The organism is Mycobacterium sp. SA01 (assembly GCF_041287105.1).
GTDB lineage: Bacteria > Actinomycetota > Actinomycetes > Mycobacteriales > Mycobacteriaceae > Mycobacterium.
The window spans coordinates 53,126-73,965 of record NZ_JBGGNO010000012.1 but is presented as its reverse complement, the minus strand read 5'-3'; the positions used below and the strand labels follow the sequence as shown (position 1 = coordinate 73,965).

At 64.9% G+C, this 20,840-nt stretch carries 18 protein-coding genes; 8 read left to right on the top strand and 10 right to left on the bottom strand.

The annotated features are described in order from the left end of the window. Complete coding sequence (locus AB4879_RS03775; protein WP_102808998.1) at positions 1-639, bottom strand: TetR/AcrR family transcriptional regulator; 639 nt, start codon at positions 637-639, stop codon at positions 1-3. A 138-nt stretch (positions 640-777) separates the two neighbouring features. Between AB4879_RS03775 and AB4879_RS03770 the strand changes: the two genes are divergently transcribed. Next, a complete protein-coding gene (locus AB4879_RS03770; protein WP_102808943.1) occupies positions 778-2,259 on the top strand; it encodes a cytochrome P450 in 1,482 nt (493 codons plus the stop codon). Positions 2,260-2,266: 7 nt separating this feature from the next. On the opposite strand, the gene AB4879_RS03765 is transcribed toward AB4879_RS03770, so the two are convergent. From AB4879_RS03765 to AB4879_RS03740, 6 genes are all read right to left on the bottom strand, one after another. Continuing rightward, complete coding sequence (locus AB4879_RS03765) at positions 2,267-2,734, bottom strand: homocitrate synthase (RefSeq protein WP_370506499.1); 468 nt, start codon at positions 2,732-2,734, stop codon at positions 2,267-2,269. Between the two features lie 335 nt (positions 2,735-3,069). Beyond that, positions 3,070-4,134, bottom strand: coding sequence for a phosphotransferase family protein (locus AB4879_RS03760; RefSeq protein ID WP_370506551.1), 1,065 nt, complete (start codon positions 4,132-4,134; stop codon positions 3,070-3,072). Between the two features lie 5 nt (positions 4,135-4,139). Then, positions 4,140-6,308, bottom strand: coding sequence for a SpoIIE family protein phosphatase (locus tag AB4879_RS03755; RefSeq protein ID WP_370506498.1), 2,169 nt, complete (start codon positions 6,306-6,308; stop codon positions 4,140-4,142). A gap of 84 nt (positions 6,309-6,392) precedes the next feature. After that, positions 6,393-7,397: an NAD-dependent epimerase/dehydratase family protein gene (locus AB4879_RS03750; RefSeq protein WP_370506497.1), complete on the bottom strand. Its 1,005-nt coding sequence runs from the start codon at positions 7,395-7,397 to the stop codon at positions 6,393-6,395. A gap of 193 nt (positions 7,398-7,590) precedes the next feature. Beyond that, complete coding sequence (locus AB4879_RS03745; protein WP_370506496.1) at positions 7,591-9,756, bottom strand: acyl-CoA dehydrogenase; 2,166 nt, start codon at positions 9,754-9,756, stop codon at positions 7,591-7,593. Positions 9,757-9,835: 79 nt separating this feature from the next. Then, positions 9,836-10,594 carry an SDR family NAD(P)-dependent oxidoreductase gene (locus tag AB4879_RS03740; RefSeq protein WP_370506495.1) on the bottom strand — a complete coding sequence of 253 codons (759 nt, stop codon included), beginning with the start codon at positions 10,592-10,594 and terminating at the stop codon, positions 9,836-9,838. Positions 10,595-10,756: 162 nt separating this feature from the next. Here AB4879_RS03740 and AB4879_RS03735 point away from each other — a divergent pair, with 162 nt between their 5' ends. The 5 genes from AB4879_RS03735 (at position 10,757) to AB4879_RS03715 (ending at position 15,774) form a co-directional block, all read left to right on the top strand. After that, a complete protein-coding gene (locus tag AB4879_RS03735; protein WP_370506494.1) occupies positions 10,757-12,310 on the top strand; it encodes a molybdopterin-dependent oxidoreductase in 1,554 nt (517 codons plus the stop codon). A gap of 114 nt (positions 12,311-12,424) precedes the next feature. Then, positions 12,425-12,685 (top strand): helix-turn-helix domain-containing protein, encoded by a 261-nt coding sequence (locus AB4879_RS03730; protein WP_370506493.1) that lies wholly within the window; start codon positions 12,425-12,427, stop codon positions 12,683-12,685. After that, on the top strand, positions 12,682-13,500 hold the full coding sequence (locus AB4879_RS03725) for a hypothetical protein (protein WP_370506492.1): 819 nt from the start codon (positions 12,682-12,684) through the stop codon (positions 13,498-13,500). The genes AB4879_RS03730 and AB4879_RS03725 overlap by 4 nt, the downstream gene beginning before the upstream one ends. Before the next feature lie 808 nt (positions 13,501-14,308). Beyond that, complete coding sequence (locus AB4879_RS03720) at positions 14,309-15,175, top strand: PfkB family carbohydrate kinase (RefSeq protein ID WP_370506491.1); 867 nt, start codon at positions 14,309-14,311, stop codon at positions 15,173-15,175. Continuing rightward, positions 15,172-15,774 (top strand): 7-cyano-7-deazaguanine synthase, encoded by a 603-nt coding sequence (locus AB4879_RS03715; RefSeq protein WP_370506490.1) that lies wholly within the window; start codon positions 15,172-15,174, stop codon positions 15,772-15,774. Before AB4879_RS03720 ends, AB4879_RS03715 begins: the two co-directional genes overlap by 4 nt. Here the strand turns inward: AB4879_RS03715 and AB4879_RS03710 are convergent. Further along, entirely contained in the window at positions 15,668-16,057 is a 390-nt protein-coding gene (locus AB4879_RS03710) for a hypothetical protein (protein WP_370506555.1), read from the bottom strand. The two genes, AB4879_RS03715 and AB4879_RS03710, sit on opposite strands and share 107 nt — an antisense overlap. Here AB4879_RS03710 and AB4879_RS03705 point away from each other — a divergent pair. Then, positions 15,978-16,385, top strand: coding sequence for a VUT family protein (locus tag AB4879_RS03705; protein WP_370506550.1), 408 nt, complete (start codon positions 15,978-15,980; stop codon positions 16,383-16,385). The two genes, AB4879_RS03710 and AB4879_RS03705, sit on opposite strands and share 80 nt — an antisense overlap. Positions 16,386-16,504: 119 nt before the next feature. Here AB4879_RS03705 and AB4879_RS03700 read toward each other — a convergent pair whose 3' ends face one another. Together AB4879_RS03700 and AB4879_RS03695 are read right to left on the bottom strand one after the other, a co-directional pair. Further along, complete coding sequence (locus tag AB4879_RS03700) at positions 16,505-16,816, bottom strand: DUF3850 domain-containing protein (protein WP_370506489.1); 312 nt, start codon at positions 16,814-16,816, stop codon at positions 16,505-16,507. Then, positions 16,813-19,011, bottom strand: a complete 2,199-nt coding sequence (locus AB4879_RS03695; protein WP_370506488.1) for a hypothetical protein — start codon at positions 19,009-19,011, stop codon at positions 16,813-16,815. Before AB4879_RS03695 ends, AB4879_RS03700 begins: the two co-directional genes overlap by 4 nt. Positions 19,012-19,303: 292 nt before the next feature. On the opposite strand from AB4879_RS03695, the gene AB4879_RS03690 reads away from it, so the two are divergent. Further along, the gene (locus tag AB4879_RS03690; RefSeq protein WP_370506487.1) at positions 19,304-20,839 is read left to right on the top strand and encodes an ATP-dependent DNA ligase; all 1,536 of its coding nucleotides are present in this window, start codon (positions 19,304-19,306) and stop codon (positions 20,837-20,839) included. Position 20,840: the final 1 nt, after the last annotated feature.

Genomic DNA, 20,840 nt, shown 5'->3' with positions numbered 1-20,840 from the left:
TCAGTCGCCGACCCGTCCGCCCCACAACGCGTGCAGCCACAGCTTTTCCAGGATGCGCACCGCTTTGTCGAGGTCGCGGTGCGGTCCGACGAATGCGGTCTCCACGGAGAGCGTCATCGCGGTTGTCGCCGTGAGGATCCGGACCAGCCCGTGAATGTCGTCGCTGATCGGGTCGGCGGTGCCGTTGCGGATCTCGGCTTCGACGATCGGCACGATCTGATCGATCACCGCGTCGTTGTAGCGGTCCAGGATCTCGCGGATCTCGGCGTCGGTGTGGCGGGCGGCGTTGCAGGCCGACATCACCGGATCGTTGTGCGCATAAACCACGGCGGCGCTGCGCACCATGCGTTCCGCGAACGCCGTCGGGGTCTCGGCGGGTCCGCGCGGGGCGAACGAGTGGGTGAGTTCCTCGAGTTCGTGGGCGGCCTCGCCGACGATGTGGGCCAGCACGGCGTACTTGGAGTCGAAGTAGAAGTAGAAGCCGGAACGCGCGACCCCGGCCCGATCGCTGATCGTGCTGACCGAGAGCTCGGCGAACGGCTTCTCTTCGAGCAGCTCGCGAACCGCCTGGACGATGGCGTGCCGCTGCTTGTCGCCACGGCGACGCGGCGCCTCGACGGGGTCTTGCTGAGCGGTCACCCGTTCACCTTGCACCACGCCGGGGGCGAAGTGAAACTTGACATGCGTCAAGAAAGTTGGCCAGGATGGAGCAAACCTGTGGTGCTGGCCACATCCGGCCGGCAAGAATGCCTGTTCTCTGTTTCCCGAGGAGCGTCGATGGCGACCATCAGTACCCCCCACTACCTGCTGGATCAGGCTCGTCGCCGATTCACGCCCACCCTCAACACCATCCCCGGCATGGGTGCGGTCGAAAAGCGGCTCCGTGAGCGCGATTGGCCGCAGTTCGAGCTGGCCAAGGCGCCCGCTGGCAGCGGCCTCAAGACGGTCATGGGCGATTCGGGGCTCCCGCTGCTCGGCCACATGATCGAGACCTTTCGCGGCGGCCCCGAATATCTGATGCAGGTCTACCGCAAGTACGGACCGATCCACTACGCCTACTCCCCGGCCCTGCCCGCGGTCACCGCATTGGGACCCGACGCCACCCAGGCGGTGTTCTCGAACAAGAACAAGGACTTCTCCCAGAAGGGCTGGCATCCGGTCATCGGGCCGTTCTTCAACCGCGGCCTGATGATGCTCGACTTCGACGAGCACATGTACCACCGGCGCATCATGCAGGAGGCGTTCACCCGCACCCGGCTGTCCGGCTACGTCGAGCACATCGACCGGGTCGCCTCGCAGGTCATCGCCGACGACTGGGTAGCCAACGACCCGCGCTTCCTGTTCCACCCGGCGGTCAAGGAGCTCACCCTGGACATCGCGTCGGTGGTGTTCATGGGCCACGAGCCCGGATCCGACCACGACCTGGTGACCAAGGTGAACGCGGCGTTCACCATGACCACCCGCGCCGGTGGGGCGATCATCCGCACCTCCGTTCCGCCGTTCAAGTGGTGGCGTGGACTGCAGGCCCGCAAGGTACTGGAGGACTACTTCAGCGAGCGGCTCAAGGAACGCCGCAACGCCGAGGGCACCGACATGTTGACGGTGCTCTGCCACACCGCCGACGACGACGGCAACACGTTCACCGACGACGACATCGTCAACCACATGATCTTCCTGATGATGGCCGCACACGACACCTCGACGTCGACGCTGACGACGATGGCCAACCAGCTCGCCGCGAACCCCGAATGGCAGGAACGCTGCCGCGACGAGTCCGACCGGCTCGGCGACGGGCCGCTGGATATCGAGGCGCTGGAGAAGCTGGAAACCCTCGACCTGGTGATCAACGAGTCGCTGCGGATGGTCACCCCGCTGCCGTTCAACGTGCGCCAGGCGGTGCGCGACACCGAACTGCTGGGCTTCTTCATCCCGGCCGGCACCAACGTCAACGTCTGGCCCGGACTGAACCACCGGCTGCCCGAGCTGTGGACCGATCCGGAGAAGTTCGACCCTGATCGCTTCGCCGAGCCGCGCAACGAGCACAAGCGGCATCGCTACGCGTTCGCTCCGTTCGGCGGCGGCGCGCACAAGTGCATCGGGATGGTTTTCGGGCAGCTGGAGATCAAGACCGTCATGCATCGCCTGCTGCGCAAGTACCGCCTCGAGCTCCCGCACCCGGGCTACCAGCCCCACTACGACTACGCGGGCATGCCCGTGCCGATGGACGGCATGCCGATTGTGCTGCGCCCGCTGCACTGACCGGCGGTCAGCCGATCAGCCGGTTCGCGCAGGCGATGACGGCGCGCAGCGCCGACTGGGTGGGATCCTCCGCCCAGCCCATCGCCCATTCCCGGCGTCGTCCGTCGCTGCCCTGCACAAAGGTCGCGGTGTGCGACCCGGCGGCCAACTGGTGGAATCGGGTCATCTCGACGCCGATACCCCGGTCGTAGAGCATCGCCGTCAGCGCTGCGACCGGACCACTGGCGTGCACGGTCGCACTCTCGATGCGGTCGCCCACGGCAAGCGTCGCGCAGAATCGGTGCGGCTGCGGACCCGACCGGGAGGAGCGGTCGTCGCACTCCCACGACCCCAGCCGAACGGGTCCACCGCTGGGGCTGAATGTGTCGGTGAATGCGCTCCACGACATCGTTTGGGCGTGTTGGCGCAGTTCCGCGGGCAGCGGAGCGCAGAAGCGCGGAGCAGGTTCAAAGATTGTGGTGCTGTGCGGACTCATGTGAATCGGTCTTCTCGTCCAGAGGAGGCTGACCGACGGCGTAGTTTTCGACCCACAGCGGGGGGTCGGTCTGGATCAGACCCCGCTGCGGGCGGTTACTACGGCAAGCACACGGTGCATGGTCGCCAAGGTTAGACCTGCCCGGGCAGGCGACGCAAACGGGTTATCGTCGCCCTAAGCTTTCACCCCAGAGGAGTTGATATGTGCTATCCCGTCGAATGCCCACGCTGCCACAAAACCACTTGGGCGGGTTGTGGCGAGCACGTCGACCAGGTGATGCGCGACGTGCCACCCGCCCAGCAGTGCACCTGCGGGCAGGGCAGCCAGCCCGGCCGCTAGACGAACGGGTTGTCGCCCGTCGCGACCTGTACGCCGAGGGCGATCAGCCGGCTCGCCGAATCATGCAGCCGCTCACCGGCTTCGCGGTGTGCCTGGCCGGCCAGATACCGCGAGTACGTGCCCTCGATGACGATCGCCAGCTTGAAGCACGCCATTGCGATGTACCAGTTCAGGTGTCCGGTGGGGCGGCCGCCGGCGTCGGCGTACGCGGCGACCAATTCGGTGCGCGACGGCAACCCTCCGAATGCGGCCAACTCCCGGCCAGCATTGATCGGGTCCGGATCGTCGGGCCAGCACACCAGGATCCAGCCCAGATCCAGCAACGGATCACCGATGGTGCACATCTCCCAGTCCACGAACGCCGCGACCTCGGGGACGTCGCGACGTAGCAGCACGTTGTTGAGGTGTGCGTCGCCGTGCATGATGCCCGGCTCACCGTCGGGCGGCCGGTGTTCACCGAGCCAGTCCGCGAGGCGGCTGACTTCCAGCATCTCCGGCCGGTAGTTCTCGTGCCGGTAGCTGTCGAGCAGCGCGAGGAAGTTCGGAACCTGGCGCGCCAGAAAGGAACCCGGACGGTGCAGCTGCTGCAACGGGCGACCCCGCCACAGCGCTGCGCTCAGGCGGGCCAGGTCTGCCGCGTAGTTCAGACCCACCTGATGCCGCAGCCATGGGTCGGCGACGTACGCGGGGGCCACCTCGGTCGCCGGGTTGAAGCCGTCGACATCCTCCATCAGGTAGAAGACGACACCGAGCACGCCGAGGTCGTCGCAGCCGGCCACGAATTCGGGATGGGGCACCGAGCTTCCGGCCAACGTCTGCAGCACCGCGATCTCGCGCTGCATGGTGCGATTGCTGTTGGGGCGCGGGTGGGGCGGCGGCCTGCGCAGCACCAGGCGGCGGTCGTCGACACGCATCCGCACCACCACGTTCTGGGTTCCGCCGGCAAGCGGTTCGACATCGCTGACCCGCGAACCGATTCCGCTGTCCCGCACCCAGGTGGTCAGCGCACCGACGGCGGCCGAGTCAAGCGTTCCGGGAACTTCGGCGGCCCGGTCCTCGATGTTGCTCAACGGTCGGTTGATTCCCGGAAAGCATTGCTGCTCATGCCAACTGCAAAGCGTATCGCGACGGCGCAGACATCGTCGTTGCGGGGCGGCGGCGCGAGGCTCTGGGTCAGTTCCCGGCACGCCGACGGCAAAGCCTCGTCTCCCCGCCAGTCGGCGACGATGCGCTCGACGCGCACCATTCCTGATTCGATGTCCTGGCCGCGACGTTCGATGAGCCCGTCGGTGTACATGACGAGGAGGTCACCCTCCCCCACCTCGACATTGCCCTCGCTGTAGGACGCCCGCTCGATCGGACCCAGTACGGGGCCGTGCGCACCGGCCAATCGGATGACCGTCCCGGTCGACGCCCGCCGCAGCAACAGCGGCGGATGCCCGGCCGAGGCGTAGCACAAGGTGGACGAGGACGAATCCAGCAGCGCCACAGCCATCGTCGCGAATTTTCCGTTGCTGGCGTGACGGGTGAACGCGTTGAGTGCCGATAGCAACTGTGCGGGCGCCAACCCTTGTAACGCCAGCGCCCGCCCGGCGCTGCGCAGTTGAGCCATGTCCTCGACGGCGGGCAGCCCGTGGCCCACCACATCGCCGACCGCCAGATACGTTCGGCCGTGCGACAATTCGAGCGCGTCGTACCAGTCGCCGCCGAGGCCCTGCACCAGATCGGCCGGCTCGTAACTCACCCCGACGTCGACTCCGTCGATCGGAATCGGACTGGTAGGCAGAACAGCCGCCTGCAACACCGCCGCGCGGGCGTGTTCGTCGTCGTACATGCGTGCCCGCACCAGCGCCTGGCCGATCATCGTCGCGACCGCCGAGGTGTAGGCGAGTTGCGCGGTGTCCAGCGGCTGGGTGTCGGCCCAGGCCAATACCAGCGCTCCGATTGCCTTGCCGCCCACGGTCAACGGCCAGCTCACGACGGCCGCGCCGCCGCTTGCGACCATCCACTTGGCGTTGTCGGGGTATCGCCGGCGATATTCGGCCACGGTGCGGATCACCACCGGCTGACCGGTGCGGACCGCGTCGGTGGCCGCAGTGGGCTCACTGACCGCCACACTTTCGTGGAGCTCGTTGACCACGAATTCGGGATAGCCACCCATCCCCACCCACTCGAGGGTGGCGCCTTCGTCATTGACCAGGCCCACCGCAACTGCGTGCGCGCCTGCGTCATTGATCACCTGACCGATGACCGCGTCACCGATCTGTTTCTGGGTGAACGCCCCCGACAGCAACCGGCCGAGGTTGGCGAGCGTCTCGAGGCGGGCCCGTTCACGCTGTTCGGCCTGGTGTTGCCTGACCGCAGTGACACGCCCCCCGGCTTCCTGCGCGGTCAGCATCGCGACCAGCACAACCACCGCGATGAACGCCTGGGCGATCGCCAACTGGCCCGGGCGGTGCAGATCGAGGTTCTCGAAGGTCGAGTATCCGGCGTTGGCCATGCCGTTGGCGGTGAACGCCAGCGCGCCGCCGCAGAGGGCCGCGCCGATCATGTCCAGACGTAGGGCCGCCCACGCCATCACCGGTAGCAGGAACAGCGCGGGGGGAAGCGAGAGGCGGAACGAGACCACGGTCAGCACGGCCATGCCGGTCAGGACCAGCACGGTCTCCAGCATCCGCGATCGAAGGATGTGGGATTGGACTGGCCACAACAGGATTGGTGCGCCGATCATCAAGACACCGACCCCGTCGCCGGCCCACCAGTGCAGGACAGCCATGCCCCAGTCGACCTGGGTGCGCAGAGAGCTGGTCAGCCCGCCGATCACGCCGCCCGCCAGCGGGCCCAACACCATGGCTCCGGCCACGAATCGTGCCAGGTCCTCACGCTTGCGCAGATCAGGCGGTCCCTTGCACCACGCCAGCACCAATGAGGCCCCGACCAGCGGCTCCACCGAGTTGGCCACCGCGAATCCAACCGCCGATTGCCACCCCGCTCCGTAGCGAAGGTCGACGGCGAGCTCGGCGACCACGATCGCTGCGACGATCACCGGCCACATCGTCCGGCGGGTCAGCAGCATGGCCGCCACCGTCACCCCGGCCGGCGGGAAGAACGCGGGTCCGATACCGGCACCAAAGGTCTGCCACGACAACACCGACCCGGCCAGATAGGGCAAGGCGACCCAGCCGAACAAGCCGGCGGCGAATCCGATCCGGTCGCGAGTACGCGAGACGCTCACGCGGCCCCGCTTCGTGATCCGTGGATCAGCCGGGCCGCAGGCACGTCACGAGCGTAGTCACCCGTCGGCAAACCTGAGGGATTCTCAGCGAGCCCGCTGGCGTCGTCGCTGATCGAAGAACTCGACCGCTTCCCGGATCGACTCGTGTACGTCGCGCGGGTGCCACCCGAGTTCGCGGGTTGCCTTGCCGTGATCCATCGGTGCCATGATCCCCATCAGCCGCACGGTGGTCGGATTCAGCGGCAGGTCACGTCGGCTGAGCGCGGCGGCTGCACCGCCGAGGACCCCGATCGCGTTCATTACCGGTTTGGGGATTCCCACCCGGGGCGCCGGCCGACCGGCCGCGCGGGCTGCCGTCTCGTAGAGCTCGCGGTAGGGCAGATAGCGCTCGGAGATGATGTAGCGCTCCCCCACCCGGCCGTGGTCGGCGGCCAGCAACAGTGCTCGGGCGGCGTCGGTGATGCCGACGACCTCCGTCGCCATCCCGGCCATATAGAACGGCAACTTGCCGGCCGCGGCGGCGGCCACCAGCGACCCGTGCGGAGTGGGCTGCCAATCGCCTGCGCCGTACGTGTTGGATACGCAGAGCGCCACGGCAGGCAACGCCTTGTCGCGGCTGTAGTCCAGAACCAGCTCCTCGGCCGCGATCCGCGAGCCGATGTAGCCGCCGCCCTTGCCGCCCCAGTTGACCGGGGTGTCCTCGTTCACGACTCCACCGGTGCCCAATCCGATCGTCCCGATGGTGCTGGTGAAGACGAACTTGCGCAGATCGGCGTTCACGGCGGTATCGAGAACGTGACGCAGACCTTCGACGTTGGTGCGGTACAGCGGTGCCGGATCGCGCAGGTGTGCCCGGGTGTCGACGACGCAGTAGTAGACGACGTCGCAGCCGTCCATCGCCTCCTTCAGCGCGGCGTCATCGAAGATGTCGCCGTAGAACCGTCGTACGGGCAGGTCGTCGATGCCGCGCGTGGAGCTGGACTTGCGGAGCATGACGCGGACGGTGTCGCCGCGCTCCACCAACTGCCGCGTCACATGCGAGCCCAGGAAACCGCTCGCGCCCAGAACCAGTGAGTCGGTGCCTGCCACGCCCCGCAGCATGCCCGAAACCGGTCTCGGCGGACAAGATTGCGGATCTGTTCACCGGGACATCGCGGTCGGCGCTGGCAGCCGATCGCCGCGAAATCGACATCATGGTCGCGATTGAGGCGCAACCATGACCATGAGGTAGATCTCGGCGGTTGCCCGCGGCACGCTCAGTCCCTCAGGCAGGTATCCGCGACTACTTGATCAGCGGATCACGCGGCATGCCGAGGATGCGCTCGGCGATCTGGTTGCGGGTGATCTCCGAGGTGCCGCCGGCGATGGACAGTGCACGCGACCCCAGTGCCGCCCGGCCCGCCAATTCACCCTCGCCACCGTCGAGCGCCGCCTCCGGCCCGACGAGGGCAGCGGCGATGGTGCCCTGCTCCTGGAACTGTTCGGCCAGAATGAGTTTGGTGATGTTGCCTTCCGGGCCGGGCCCGGCGCCCTCCAGCGCGCGAACTACGCGGCGCAGGTTCAGCAGGCGCAGCGCCTGGTCCCGAGCCAGGAACCGGCCGACCCACTGGACCGCACCGGCGACCCGGTCGCTGTGAGCCTTGGTCAGCGACACCAGCCACGCCGCCGCGGGCGCGATCGTGCCTGCGCCGCCGCCGATGCTCACCCGCTCGTTGCCCAGCGTGGCGCGCGCGACGGTCCACCCGGCGTTCGGTTCGCCGACGACATCCTCGTCGGGGACGAACACGTCGTTGAAGAACACCTCGTTGAAGTCCGCGCCGCCGGTGATCTGACGCAGGGGCCGGACCTCCACGCCCGGAGCCTCCATGTCCAGGATCACCGTCGTGATGCCGGCATGCTTGGGCACGTCGAAATCGGTACGTACGGTGGCCAAGCCGCGCTTGCAGTAGTGCGCCCCGCTGGTCCATACCTTCTGGCCGGTGATCTTCCATCCGCCGTCCACGCGGGTGGCCCGGGTCTTGACCGCCGCGGCGTCCGAACCCGCCGACGGTTCGGAGAACAGCTGGCACCAGATCTCATCTTTGCGCAGTGCCTTCTCGACGAATCGCTCGATCTGAGAAGGGGTTCCGTGCTGAACCAGGGTCAGGATCACCCAGCCGGTGATGCCGTAGTCCGGCCGCTTGACCCCGGCGGCGGCGAACTCCTCTTCGATCAGCAGCTGCTCGACGGCACCGGCAGCACGACCCCACGGCTTGGGCCAGTGCGGCATGACGTACCCGGTGGCGATCAGCTCGTCGAGCTGCGCCTTGTCGTCCAGTTTGGCGAGTTCGGCTGCATCAGAGCGGATTTGAGTGCGCAGCTCGTCGGCCTCGGGTGGCAGGTCCAGGCTGTTGGCGCGGCCGTGGCCGGCGTCGGTCAGGGTGAACACGTCGGTGGCCGGCCCGTCCCCGCCGAGGATCGCCTGCACGGTCAGTGCCCGTCGCAGATGCAGATGCGCGTCGTGCTCCCAGGTGAAGCCGATGCCGCCGTGCACTTGAATGTTCAACTCCGCGTTGCGAACATAAGCCGGGAACGCCAATGCAGCCGCCGCGGCGGCGACCAGTTCGAACTGCTTCGGATCGTCGGTGAAAGCGCGGGCGGCATCCCACACGACGGCGACCGCAGACTCGGAGCCGACGATCATGTCAGCGCAGTGATGCTTGATCGCCTGGAAGGTTGCGATGGTGCGGCCGAACTGCTCACGCACCTTGGCGTATTCGACGGCGGTGTCCACACAGTCCGACGCTCCGCCCGCGGCCTCTGCCGCGAACAGGGTGCGCGCCAGGGCCAGCGCCGCGGTGCGCGCCCCGGCCAGCACATTGCCGGCCACCGAGACGTCGCGCAGCGTCACCCGCCCGGAGCGGCGCGCCCGGTCGAGGCTGCCCGGCAGTTCGACCGAGACCCCGTCGGCGCTTCGCTGCACCAGCAGCACGTCGTCACCGGCGACGAGCACCAGCAGGTCGGCGAGTCCGGCGCCGAGGACCACGCCGGCGTCGCCATCGGCGGTGTCACCGGTGACGGTGAGGTTGCCACCGAATCCGACTGCGGCAGTGACGGATCCGTCGACCAGACCAGGAAGGAGTCGCGCCTTCTGCTCGTCGCTGCCCATCGCCGACACCACCGCGGATGCGACGACGGTCGGCACGAACGGACCGGGCGCCACCGCGCGTCCGAGCTCGTCGATGACGACCACCAGTTCGGGCAACCCGAAACCCGAACCGCCGTACTGCTCGTCGACGTGCAGTCCGAGCCAGCCCAAGCCGGCCAGCTCGGCCCAGAACGGCGGTGTCGTCTCCTCGGCGTCGTCGGCGAGCAGTGCGCGCGCCGCCGCCCTGGCCTTCTGCGTGCTCAGAAATGAGCGCGCCACCTCGCTGAGTTCACGGTGGTCGTCGGTCAGTGCGATACCCATCGGATCCTCCTCGAGGCGGCGGTGCCCATTCCTCTAATGCCTTACCACAGCCGGTCGAGACCGCAGTATGGCGGCCGGATCACTTGGGGGCGAAGCGCTGCCCGGCGTCGAGACGGATGCACTGGCCGTTGAGCATCGGGTTGTCGACGATCGCGGCGACCAGCTTGGCGAATTCCTCGGGGCGGCCGAGCCGCTTCGGGAAGGCGGCGTCCTTGGTCAGCGCCTTGGCGAACTCGTCGGGAATGCCCTTGGTCAGGCCGGTGGCGAACAGGCTCGGTGCGATCGCGAGCGCGCGAATGCCGACCGGGCCGAGGTCACGGGCCATGGTCAGGCACATGCCGGCGATGCCGGCCTTGGCTGCGGTGTAGGCCACCTGGCCGATCTGACCTTCGAACGCGGCGATCGAGGCGGTGTTGATGATGACGCCGCGCTCTTCGTCTTCGGGCTCGTTGTTGGCCATGTGCGCGGCCGCCAGCCGGCTGATGTTGAAGCTGGCGATCAGGTTGAGGTTGATCGTGCTCTGGAAGGTCTCCAGGGCGTGCGGGCCGTTCTTGCCGAACGTCTTCTCCGCGACACCGCCGCCCGCGGTGGTCAGCACGACGTGCAGGCCACCCAGCGCCTCGACCGCCTCGGCAAGCACCTTCTCGGTGCCCGCGAAGTCGGTGACGTCGACCGGCATGAAGGGGCCGCCCACACTGGACGCGACCTCGGGGCCGTCGGTGCCTTCGCGGTCCAGGATCGCCACCTTGGCGCCGCGCGAGGCCAGCAGCTCAGCGCTTGCCCGTCCGAAGCCCGATGCGCCGCCTACGACGACCACCTTCTTGCCCGAGATCTCCATCCGATACTCCTGTCCGTTGACGCGGCACGGTTCCCGTGCCGCTTACAGTTCGCAGTTCAATTCGCGGGGACACCTCGGTGGCGCCCAAGCCGGTACGCACGTTACCGCTCGTCATCGAACGGTAATGACCAAGGGTGCCTACCCAGCGGTAGGTTGACTGGCATGGCCCGATCCACGATCGGTCTGCGGATGGGAGCGGGGGTGGCTGCGGCCGCCGTCGCCCTCGGTGTAGTCCAACTGACAGCTGCGTTCTTCTCGCCGGCCGCCGACGCGCGTACCGCCGTGGGCACCGCGGTCATCAACGCGACGCCGGGTCCGGTGAAGGAATGGGCGATCCTGACCTTCGGCACGGCCGACAAACTGTTCCTCTCGGTGGCGGTCATCGCCGTGATCGGGGTGCTGGCCGCCGTCGCCGCAATCTGGGAACGGTCCCGCGTCCCGGTCGGCTCCGTGGCGTTCCTGCTGGCGGCCGCAGCCGGAGGCGCGGCAGTGCTGGCCCGGCCGGGTGCACGGCTGGTCGACATCATCCCTACCCTGCTCGGCGCGGTCTGCGGGATCGCGGTCCTGCGGCTGCTCACCTCCGGCCGCATCGTCGACGGCCGCTCCGGCGACGGCCGCGCCACCGACGCCTCCGACGACGCCGGGGTGGATACCGGCCGCCGGCTGTCGCTGGCGACGCTCGGGTTCGCCGGACTCGGGTTGCTCGGCGGCGTCGCGGGTGTGGTGGTCACCCGACGACTGCACTCGGTGTCCGGCGACCGGGACACCTTCGCACTGCCCTCGGCCGCACCACCGTCTCCGGTTCCCGCCGACGTCACACCGGCCGGCGTCCAACTGCCGAGCTTCATCACCAGCAACGGCGACTTCTACCGCATCGACACCGCTCTGAGCGTTCCGCAGCTGTCCCGTGCCGACTTTCGGCTGCGCATCCACGGGATGGTCGACCGCGAAATCACCTACACCTTCGACGATTTGAAGAAGTTCGAGCCGATCGACAAGGTCGTGACGCTGACGTGCGTGTCCAACCCGGTCGGCGGCGACCTCATCTCGAACGCCACCTGGACCGGTTACCGGGTCAGGGACCTGTTGCGGGACAGCGGTATCCACACCGATGCCGACATGGTGCTCTCGACGTCAGTGGACGGGTTCACCGCGGGCACCCCGGTGGAGGCGCTCACCGATGCCCGCGACTCGATCCTGGCGATCGGGATGAATGGCGTTCCGCTGCCGGTCGAGCACGGCTACCCCGCCCGGCTGGTGGTGCCCGGGCTGTACGGCTACGTGTCGGCCACCAAGTGGGTGGTGGACCTTGAGTTGACCCGCTTCGACCGGGTGCAGGCCTATTGGACGAAGCTCGGCTGGTCCGAACGCGGCCCGATCAAGACCGAGTCGCGGATCGACGTGCCGCGTGACGGTCAGAAGGTGGCCACGGGTCCGGTGACCTTCGGCGGGGTGGCGTGGGCGCAGAACCGGGGGGTGAAGACCGTCGAGGTCCGTATCGACGACGGTCCGTGGCAGCCTGCGCAGCTGGGTTCGGCCTACTCGAATGACACCTGGCGGCTGTGGAGCTTCCCGTGGACCGCCACCCAGAGCGGGTTCCACACGATCACGGTCCGCGCCACCGACAACACCGGTGCGGTACAGACTCAGGACCAGGCGCCACCGGCGCCAGACGGTGCCACGGGCTGGCACTCGGTGTCCTTCGAAGTCGCCTGACGCCTGCGGATTGCCGACAGTCTTCGCCACCAACCCTTCGCTACTTCTCGATTGATCAGCTCTACCTGAGCATTTCGTGCAGAGATAGGATAACTATCCTGGTATAGTTATCTGATGCCTCGTAGCGCATTGACACAGACCGAACGACAATGGGGTCAGCAGCTGGGCGTGGAATTGCGCAGGATCCGCGGTGTTAGAACGGCTGCGGAAATCGCCCTAGCAGCTGGTGTGTCATTGGACACACTCCGCAAGTTGGAACAGGGAGGAATACCGTCGCCAGGGTTCTTCCTGGTTGCGCGCCTGGCGAGAGCCCTCGACGCCCCGTTGCCGCGGTTGGCTGACCATGCGATGCGATCAAGCCGGCGGCGAAAATGACCGACATCGAGCCAGTCGCGTTTGTCGACATCACGACCATCGGACGCGATAGTGGGCCGCCACGCACATTCGAGCCGTTGGGTGGCCACGCGGTCTTAGCAGGATCCGCTTGGCAACGAACCATTCGCTGGTATGACCCCAGTTATCTTGGTACTCCCGCTTTCTGGGTGGAGCAGACGCGCCAGCGCTCCAGCCCGAAGACCTATCAGATCGGCTCGAACCTCCTGGAGGAGGTCGCCTTGTGTCTGCTCGGCGGCTATGGAATCTCTGAGCAAATGACTTTGGCGGCATTCGGTCGCTGCCAGGAACTTGGACTACTAACTGGCGAGACCACTGACGAGGCGAGTTTCCTTGCGGCCCTGAGCCAGCCGCTAGAGCTAGCGGGACGTGATCGCCCCGCTCATTATCGGTTCCCGAAGTTGAAGGCGCAGCGGCTGAGCGCCGCGATTCGGCACCTCGCAGCTACGACTCCGCCATCCGCTGATTGCCCGCGGACACTACGCAACTGGCTGGTTGAACTACCCGGAGTGGGCCCAAAAACGGCATCGTGGGCTGTGCGTAACCTCACACGCAGCAACCAAATCGCCGTCATCGATATTCATATTCGCCGTGCAGGCGTCGCAGCAGGCGTGTTCGACCCACTCTGGCGACTTCCCCGCGACTACGAACACTTTGAGGAAGCATTTGTTGCTTGGGCTTACTTAGGCGATGTGGGCACTGCCGATCTTGATGCGTGCATTTGGTCTTCTTTGGCTGCCCTCGGCCGCGGTGCGCGCACCCTATTCGGGGTAGCCACTCTTGGTGATCTGGACTAGTGGCGTCAAATCAGTACCACGACCTGGCGTGGCCGCTAGATTCATGCTGTGATGCTTCGATCTGGGAGGCGATATGGCAGGTAGCGGAGGATCCGACTATCGAGGTTCCGTTGGGGATCCTGGTGTAACCAATTGCGCAACACTTACTTTCGATGCCCCGTTGATGTCACCTAATCCGGACATCGCAGATTCGGTTCGCGTTGGCGATATCTGCGACATCGTGTTGGAGGGAACACCGCGCCAGCTAGCGGTGTATCTGCGAGGCAGAGGTGAGGTCCTGGGCGCGATTACCGAGAGGTGGGCTGACTTGACTCGGTGCATCGATTCTGGATATTCCTACGAAGCAGAAGTTTTGACCCTAAACCCGATCCGATTGCGTATCCGGCTGAGGGGCGCGTGAACGTATCCGCGTAGGCGCGGGGCGACGGGACGCGAAGTACTCTCCACATCGCTCGTCGCTCGCGCGCTGCACCAAGAGATGAGCAAGATGCGAATCACTGTAGTAGGCGGCACATATCGTGAGTTTTGCGCCGACCCAGCCGTCGATCGACTAGTCGGATCTGGACTTCGGGCCGCTGGCCTTCTCGCTAGCTTGGGCGACGATGTTGGCCTTGTAACTGCCATTGAGGACAGCTCTAGGCCTGAGTTCGATGCAGTGTGTGCCACGTTGAGGGTCAAGACCGTCGCTACACCGCGGTCAGATTCGATCGCCTTCACCTACGAGACACCCGTTCACCGTGCGATCAGGCAGGGAGGTGCATCTGCCGAACCCCTGCATGTTGACGAAGACTCAGTCCTGGTGTTCGGAATGGTCGAGACATCGGCGGTTGTGAAAGCCGACACCCTGGTCATTGATCCGCAGCATTCACCCGTTGAAGTTGTGCTCCAAGCGGCGACTGGCAAACGTAGGGCCTTGGTACTAAACGAACACGAGGCCCGCAATTTCACTCGCGCAACCAGTAGCGAGGAAGCCGCCTTGGCGTTATTGGATCGCGGAATAGATGCAGCTATCGTCAAATGTGGAGCACTAGGGGCAGTCGTTGCCCATCAGGGTGTGGTCCAAAACGTCGGCGTAATCCCAACTGCAACAGTTCATCCCATTGGCTCTGGCGACGCATTCTCCGCCGGGTTTTGTCACGCCTGGTCTGGCGGAGACGATCCCGTCGCTGCAGCTAGCTTCGGATCCCGATTGGCCGCGGCACATTCGATACTCGGAACGCCACAGGTAACGCCTGGCACTATGAAACAGCTGGAAGCACCTTTACCGTTTCTGGCCGGCGCAACTCCACGCATTTATCTCGCCGGACCGTTTTTCAGCGTGGCAGAGCGGCACCTCGTGCGAACTGTTCGCCGAGCCCTCAGAAATATCGGGGCCGAGGTGTTCTCGCCGCTAGACGAAATCGGTCCAGGCGGGGACGAAGTTGCAAAGCAAGATCTGCAAGGTCTCACGGGATGCCATAGCGTGTTGGCGCTCCTCGACGGCGCCGACCCAGGAACCGTCTTTGAAATCGGATGGGCTACACATGCCGGCATTCCAGTGATCGGATTCGCTGAGCTGCCCGACGATCACGCCTGGACAATGGCTCGAGGCACAGGAAGTGTGATTACAAATGACCTGTCGTCCGCTCTTTATCAAAGTGTCTGGGCCGCGGTTGTCGAGAGCCAATCGTCATGAGTCGTGTGCTCCTGCTCTCCGGAGGCTTGGACAGTGCCGCCGTCGCCGCCTTGGAGCGCCCGGAGCATTGCTTGTTCCTCGACTATGGACAACTTCCGGCCACAGCAGAGCACCGGGCAGCTCGACAAGTGGCAGCGGATCTCGGCCTCGCGTTTTCAGCGCTGACTGTTCCCCTAAGCACCCTTGGCAGCGGACTGATGGCGGGAAACGGGGATGCGACTAATCCAGCCGGAACATCTCCTGAGTGGTGGCCATACCGCAATCAGCTCTTGATCACGGTCGCCGCCGCTTGGGGGGTACTCCGCAGTTTCGATTGCGTACTCATCGGAACCGTTAACTCCGACAGCGCCCGTCACGCCGACGGAACAAGCGAATTCGTCGCAGTCATGGACAACCTGCTTTCTCTGCAGGAGGGTGCCTTACGACTCAGGGCACCTGCTGCCCGCATGGATTCAGCTGAGTTGGTCTCCGCAGCTGGTCTACCAGATGCTGTTATTGGATGGACTCACTCATGCCATCGAGCAAACCTTCCGTGCGCGAACTGCCCTGGGTGCAGGAAACATACAGAAGTCCTCCGGAAAATTGGCTGGCTGCATTGATTTCGATACGGCCGCTCAGCAACCACATCGGCACAGCGGCTTGGATGGCAGCCTTCTTGGCTAGCATCGTGCTAGCAAACTGGGCGATCATGAACTTGGGGTTCGACAATGGCCCTAGAGAACCACATACCGTGCCGGTTGGGTTCGGGCTAGTCGCACCGTCGGGAGTTCTTTTTGCCGGCGCGCAGTTCACGTTGAGAGACATGATCCATAGACGGATTGGCTCAGCTGGAGCGTTTGGACTCATCGCCATCAGCGCGCCATTGACCGCAGCCTTCGCCACACCCGCACTAGCCGTCGCCTCTGTGTTGACGTTCCTCGTTGCCGAGACCGCTGATCTTGCTGTCTATCAACGGCTTAAACACCGGCACGCAGTCGCAGTACTGGGAAGCAATCTAGTCAGTTCCGCGGTCGACTCGATCATGTTCCTAGCAATAGCTTTTGGAGTGGCCCACGCGGCGGCCGGCAGCCTTGGCCTGACCATTGGCAAGGTGGAAGCTTCGGTTCTCACCTTTGCCAGCATCCTCGCACTAGCTCGAATAGCGCACGCGACTCCCACGCGGCGCGCGCTTGCGAGTCTTCGTGTGTCGAAGCGACCTAGGCCAGCTTGATGGGCGGTAGAGAGCGGCACCGGAGAGCCCTTATCGAAATAACACAGTCTGCGGTTCGGCCGAGGCCAACCATATTGTGAGCAGACGACACTCCAGCGAGAAAGTCGTCTGAAACGAATCTACGATTCGGGATGCTGACTGACCAGATCTGGGGACACCGAAACGACGCGGATCGATAGTACGCAGAACTCGGGATTAAGACCTTCCCCCGACACCGCGCAAGGAACATCCTGCGAAGTCATCGATGTAACAACGACTTTGCAGGATGAACCCGAGTATATCTTCTTCTCCGGATCGTATTCCCGAAGCAGCAATTGGTCCCCGATGCGGTAGTTGCGGTCATTCCGCCGCAACTCGTGCGATCGAGCCCCGGCAACGATGGCTCGAAAGAACTGAGGCCAGCTCTTGAGTTCGTGCGCCCGGCAGTTCATGTTTTCTCCACAGGAGTGAAGTCCGAATAGTCGAAGTTCAAGTGTCCGAGGTGAAGAGTGTTAGGAGCATCGATATCCACCACTTGAAGTGCTTGCCAATCGCCAGGATCGACTGCCGGCGGCACTAGGTCGAGAAGCGCCTCACGCCCCCAGAACTCGGTATTCGCAATGCGCCCGGCGACCGTATCCTTGGCAGCGGATACCGACACCAGGAACGATTGACACATGCGGATCAGCTGCCTCATAAAGGCTTCTCCGATAAAGACGTCCGCGTCATAGCTGTCAAGGTAGAGGACCCCCACGACATTCTGGGACTGCCCTGGGAGTCGTCCGTTCGGGGAGCCTAGCAACGGGATAGCAACGATCGACGAGACACCCGTCGACATCGTCTTCGACGCTACGTTGAGACTTAGCATCGCCATATCGCCGACGATCGCCGGCGACGTAGCACCCGGCTTCGTCCGCACCACACGTCCGAGACCGAACGCGGCGCCTATCGTGCCGTTGTGGCTCGGGAAGGTGCGGCCCGCTTGCCCGCCCACTGCCCCGTCGTCCACACCTTGATAATCGCAGCACTGCTGTAGCACCACCTCGTCTCCGGCAATCAACGTTCGATGCAGTGTGACCCGAAGCCGCGCCGACGAATTCGTAAGGGCAACGACGAGCCCAGCGACCGCGGAACAGAAGGTTGCAGCGATCGCCTCCATCGGGCTTGGCAAGTACTCCTTACGCCAAGTTGCCTTAACTAGGTCACTAGCAAGTGCTTGCTCCGCCTCAGTCACGCCCGGCGTATCGAAGTACCCACCGCGCCAGAGAGGCATATCGCTTTGCCGATACTGCGTATGATCGTTCACACAGATGGCAACCTTTTCGCGAAGGCTGATGGCCAATGGATCCGTCAGACCTGAAAAGTCCCGGATGCCCCTTCGGAAAATGACCCTCTCCGGCGCAACTCCGTATTCAGTAGCGACGCGACGAACATCGCGATCCGACGGCGCAATGACGAAAGTGAAGGCACCGCAACGGTATAGCAGATAAGCCAGGAGCCGATTCTGGAACGACACTCGGTTGCCATCGAACAACGTTGTGAAGTTTTGCCTACGAACGGTCAGGATAACCGCCGTGTCTTGACGCAACCGACCTCGAAGATTCGCCAGGACGCGGGCCGTTGAATGTGCAAGCGACTCGTCTTGCCAGACTGACTGCAATTGCTCAAATGCGATGCCACCAGGCGCCTTACTATCTTCGCCGCGAAGCCTGCCTAGGAGGTCAAACTCACGCGTAAACAGTTCCCCCAGGATGCGATCCTGGCGGTAGTCGGAGATGCGCAGCCGAAACAAATCGACCATCGCGCCGTCACCGGAGCCCGAAACAATGTAGGTTTCTCGCGCTTGGCCAAGGTGCGGTTGTGCCAGGGTCTCATTGCGCCAATACGATGGACGCGCGCCCGACTCAAGGCCGAATCCGACCGCTAGAATCACACAGTCAAACGACTGGGATTCACCAACTGCGCTCGCTCTGCTGTCAGCCGGAATCGAGGGATTCGCCGCAGCTCGCCTCTCGCCAATCCACTCGATCATCAGCTTGTCCGAGTCGAGGCCTTCAGAAACCTTGATATGACTCGTGTTGCAGTAGACATTGACCGTCGGCAACGCCCACACGGTGCCGTCTGGCGCAGGCAGGGCGGCTTCAGTAACCACTCGGGCCCACTCTCGCTGTACTTGCACCACAACATCCGATGCTCTGCTCGCCGTCCAGTTGAGCACCGGCAGCGCCGCGCTGAAGGCCTCGCTGCCCGACCTTGGCCAGTCATAGATGTGCGGATGGAGCCACCGGGAGTCACTTCCGTGTTGCAGAGGCAGGATCGCGTCGCGGCGCTCGAAGAGTGTAATTTCTGCGTTTACACGCTTCTTTAATAGTCCTGCGGCCATAGTCATACCCGCGAAACCTGTACCAACGATAGCGATCTGCTTGGGCGGTAAGTCCAGCGCACACCCTTCGTCCTCCGATCTCAAACTCATTGGTACGCGCCCTGATTCGACAAGCGCCCAGGCCAGATTGAGGGCCCGCACTTGTTGGGAGAGCACCGTTATGCCAGTGTCGAATCTGCCGATGAAGAAAACTGACGAGTCCGGCACGCGGTAACGTTCAAGCAGACGATCCGGGGTGTCGGATGCCGTCGTTACAGTGGTCACGCCGACTGACCCTAAACCGTACGGAAAGATTTGGCGCAGGCCTTCCACGACCCGAGTCTGTCGATGCGGCGCTTCACGATCTCGACGACCCCGATTCGCAGAGGCAAAATCCCAGCTACGATCGGGGCCGCTGATCAGGCACGTTATGGCTCAGGATGCCGTGACAGGCGGTAACCAAACTCAGAGCACCCGCACCAGCCCCGACGTCATGGGCTGAATCCGGGCGAGGCTGAGAACGACGGATCATCGGCTGACAAGGCCTTCTGTCGGCAGGCCGTGCCAACCTGGAGACATGTTGCTCTCCGATGTCGCAGCCGCCTCGGCCGATGTATCAGCGACGTCCTCCCGGCTGGCCAAGGTGGCCCGCATCGCGGAGCTGCTGTCGGGCGTCGGGGATCCGCGGGTGGTCCAGGTCGTGGTGTCGTGGCTGTCCGGCGATCTTCCGCAGCGGCAGATCGGGGTGGGCTGGGCGGCGCTGCGGTCCCTGCCCGCTCCGGCTGACACCTCCACGCTGACGGTGGCCGCGGTCGATACGACGTTCACCGAGATCGGCGCTGTCGCAGGCAAGGGCTCCCAAGCCCGGCGAGCCGAACTGCTCGGTGGGCTGTTCGGTGCTGCCACCGACGCCGAACAGGTGTTCCTGCGCCGGTTGCTCGGCGGCGAGCTGCGCCAAGGCGCACAGGCCGGGGTGATGGCCGACGCGGTGGCCAAGGCCGCGGGCCTGCCCGCCGCCGCCGTTCGCCGGGCCGCCATGCTCGGCGGCGATCTGCCCGCGGTAGCGGCCTCGGCGCTGACCGGCGGAGTCGACGCACTCGACGACTTCACGCTGACGGTGGGTAAACCGGTCGGTCCGATGCTGGCCCAGACCGCAACCGGCGTGGCCGACGCACTCGAACGCCTCAGCGGCAACGCCATTTTCGAGGCCAAGCTCGACGGCGCCCGCGTCCAGATACACCGCTCCGGCGACGACGTCACCGTCTACACCCGCAGTCTCGACGACGTGACGGCCCGGCTGCCCGAGGTGGTGGACGCCGCGCTGGCCCTGCCAGTGAGTTCTCTGATCGCCGACGGCGAGGCGATCGCCCTGCGCCCCGACAACCGCCCGCACCGGTTTCAGGTCACCGCCTCCCGGTTCGGGAAGAGCACCGATGTGGCCGCAGCCCGCGCAGCACAACCACTTTCGGTGTTCTTCTTCGACATCCTCCACCTCGACGGCGTCGACCTGCTCGATGAGCCGACGCATGCCCGGTTGGCCGCGCTGGACGCGATCGTGCCCGCCGAGCAGCGCGTCGACCGATTGATGACCACAGATCCCGTTGCGGCGCAGCAATTCCTGGATACGACTCTGACGGGCGGCCATGAAGGTGTGATGGCCAAATCGCCCGCCTCACCCTACGAGGCGGGCCGTCGCGGCGCCGGCTGGCTGAAGGTTAAGCCGGTGCACTCCCTCGATCTGGTGGTGCTGGCCGTGGAATGGGGGTCGGGACGGCGGACCGGCAAACTGTCGAATATCCATCTGGGCGCGCGCGATCCGGACAGCGGTGACTTCGTCATGCTGGGCAAGACGTTCAAAGGCATGACCGATGCGATGTTGGAGTGGCAGACAGCGCGGTTCAGCGAACTGGCGACCGGTCCGCTCGACAAGTATGTGGTCCCGGTTCGTCCCGAGCAGGTCGTCGAGATCGCATTCGACGGCGTGCAGGGCTCGAGCAGGTATCCCGCCGGGATGGCGCTGCGCTTCGCACGAGTGCTGCGATATCGCGACGACAAGAGCCCGGCTGAGGCAGACACGGTCGATACTGTGCGCACCTTCTACGAGCGGGACTGAC

Coding starts and splice junctions, on each gene's coding strand:
- AB4879_RS03770 (WP_102808943.1), top strand. CDS start 778: ATGGCGACCATCAGTACCCCCCACTACCTGCTGGATCAGGCTCGTCGC.
- AB4879_RS03765 (WP_370506499.1), bottom strand. CDS start 2,734: ATGAGTCCGCACAGCACCACAATCTTTGAACCTGCTCCGCGCTTCTGC.
- AB4879_RS03745 (WP_370506496.1), bottom strand. CDS start 9,756: ATGGGTATCGCACTGACCGACGACCACCGTGAACTCAGCGAGGTGGCG.
- AB4879_RS03740 (WP_370506495.1), bottom strand. CDS start 10,594: ATGGAGATCTCGGGCAAGAAGGTGGTCGTCGTAGGCGGCGCATCGGGC.
- AB4879_RS03735 (WP_370506494.1), top strand. CDS start 10,757: ATGGCCCGATCCACGATCGGTCTGCGGATGGGAGCGGGGGTGGCTGCG.
- AB4879_RS03730 (WP_370506493.1), top strand. CDS start 12,425: ATGCCTCGTAGCGCATTGACACAGACCGAACGACAATGGGGTCAGCAG.
- AB4879_RS03725 (WP_370506492.1), top strand. CDS start 12,682: ATGACCGACATCGAGCCAGTCGCGTTTGTCGACATCACGACCATCGGA.
- AB4879_RS03720 (WP_370506491.1), top strand. CDS start 14,309: ATGGTCGAGACATCGGCGGTTGTGAAAGCCGACACCCTGGTCATTGAT.
- AB4879_RS03715 (WP_370506490.1), top strand. CDS start 15,172: ATGAGTCGTGTGCTCCTGCTCTCCGGAGGCTTGGACAGTGCCGCCGTC.
- AB4879_RS03705 (WP_370506550.1), top strand. CDS start 15,978: ATGATCCATAGACGGATTGGCTCAGCTGGAGCGTTTGGACTCATCGCC.
- AB4879_RS03700 (WP_370506489.1), bottom strand. CDS start 16,816: ATGAACTGCCGGGCGCACGAACTCAAGAGCTGGCCTCAGTTCTTTCGA.
- AB4879_RS03690 (WP_370506487.1), top strand. CDS start 19,304: ATGTTGCTCTCCGATGTCGCAGCCGCCTCGGCCGATGTATCAGCGACG.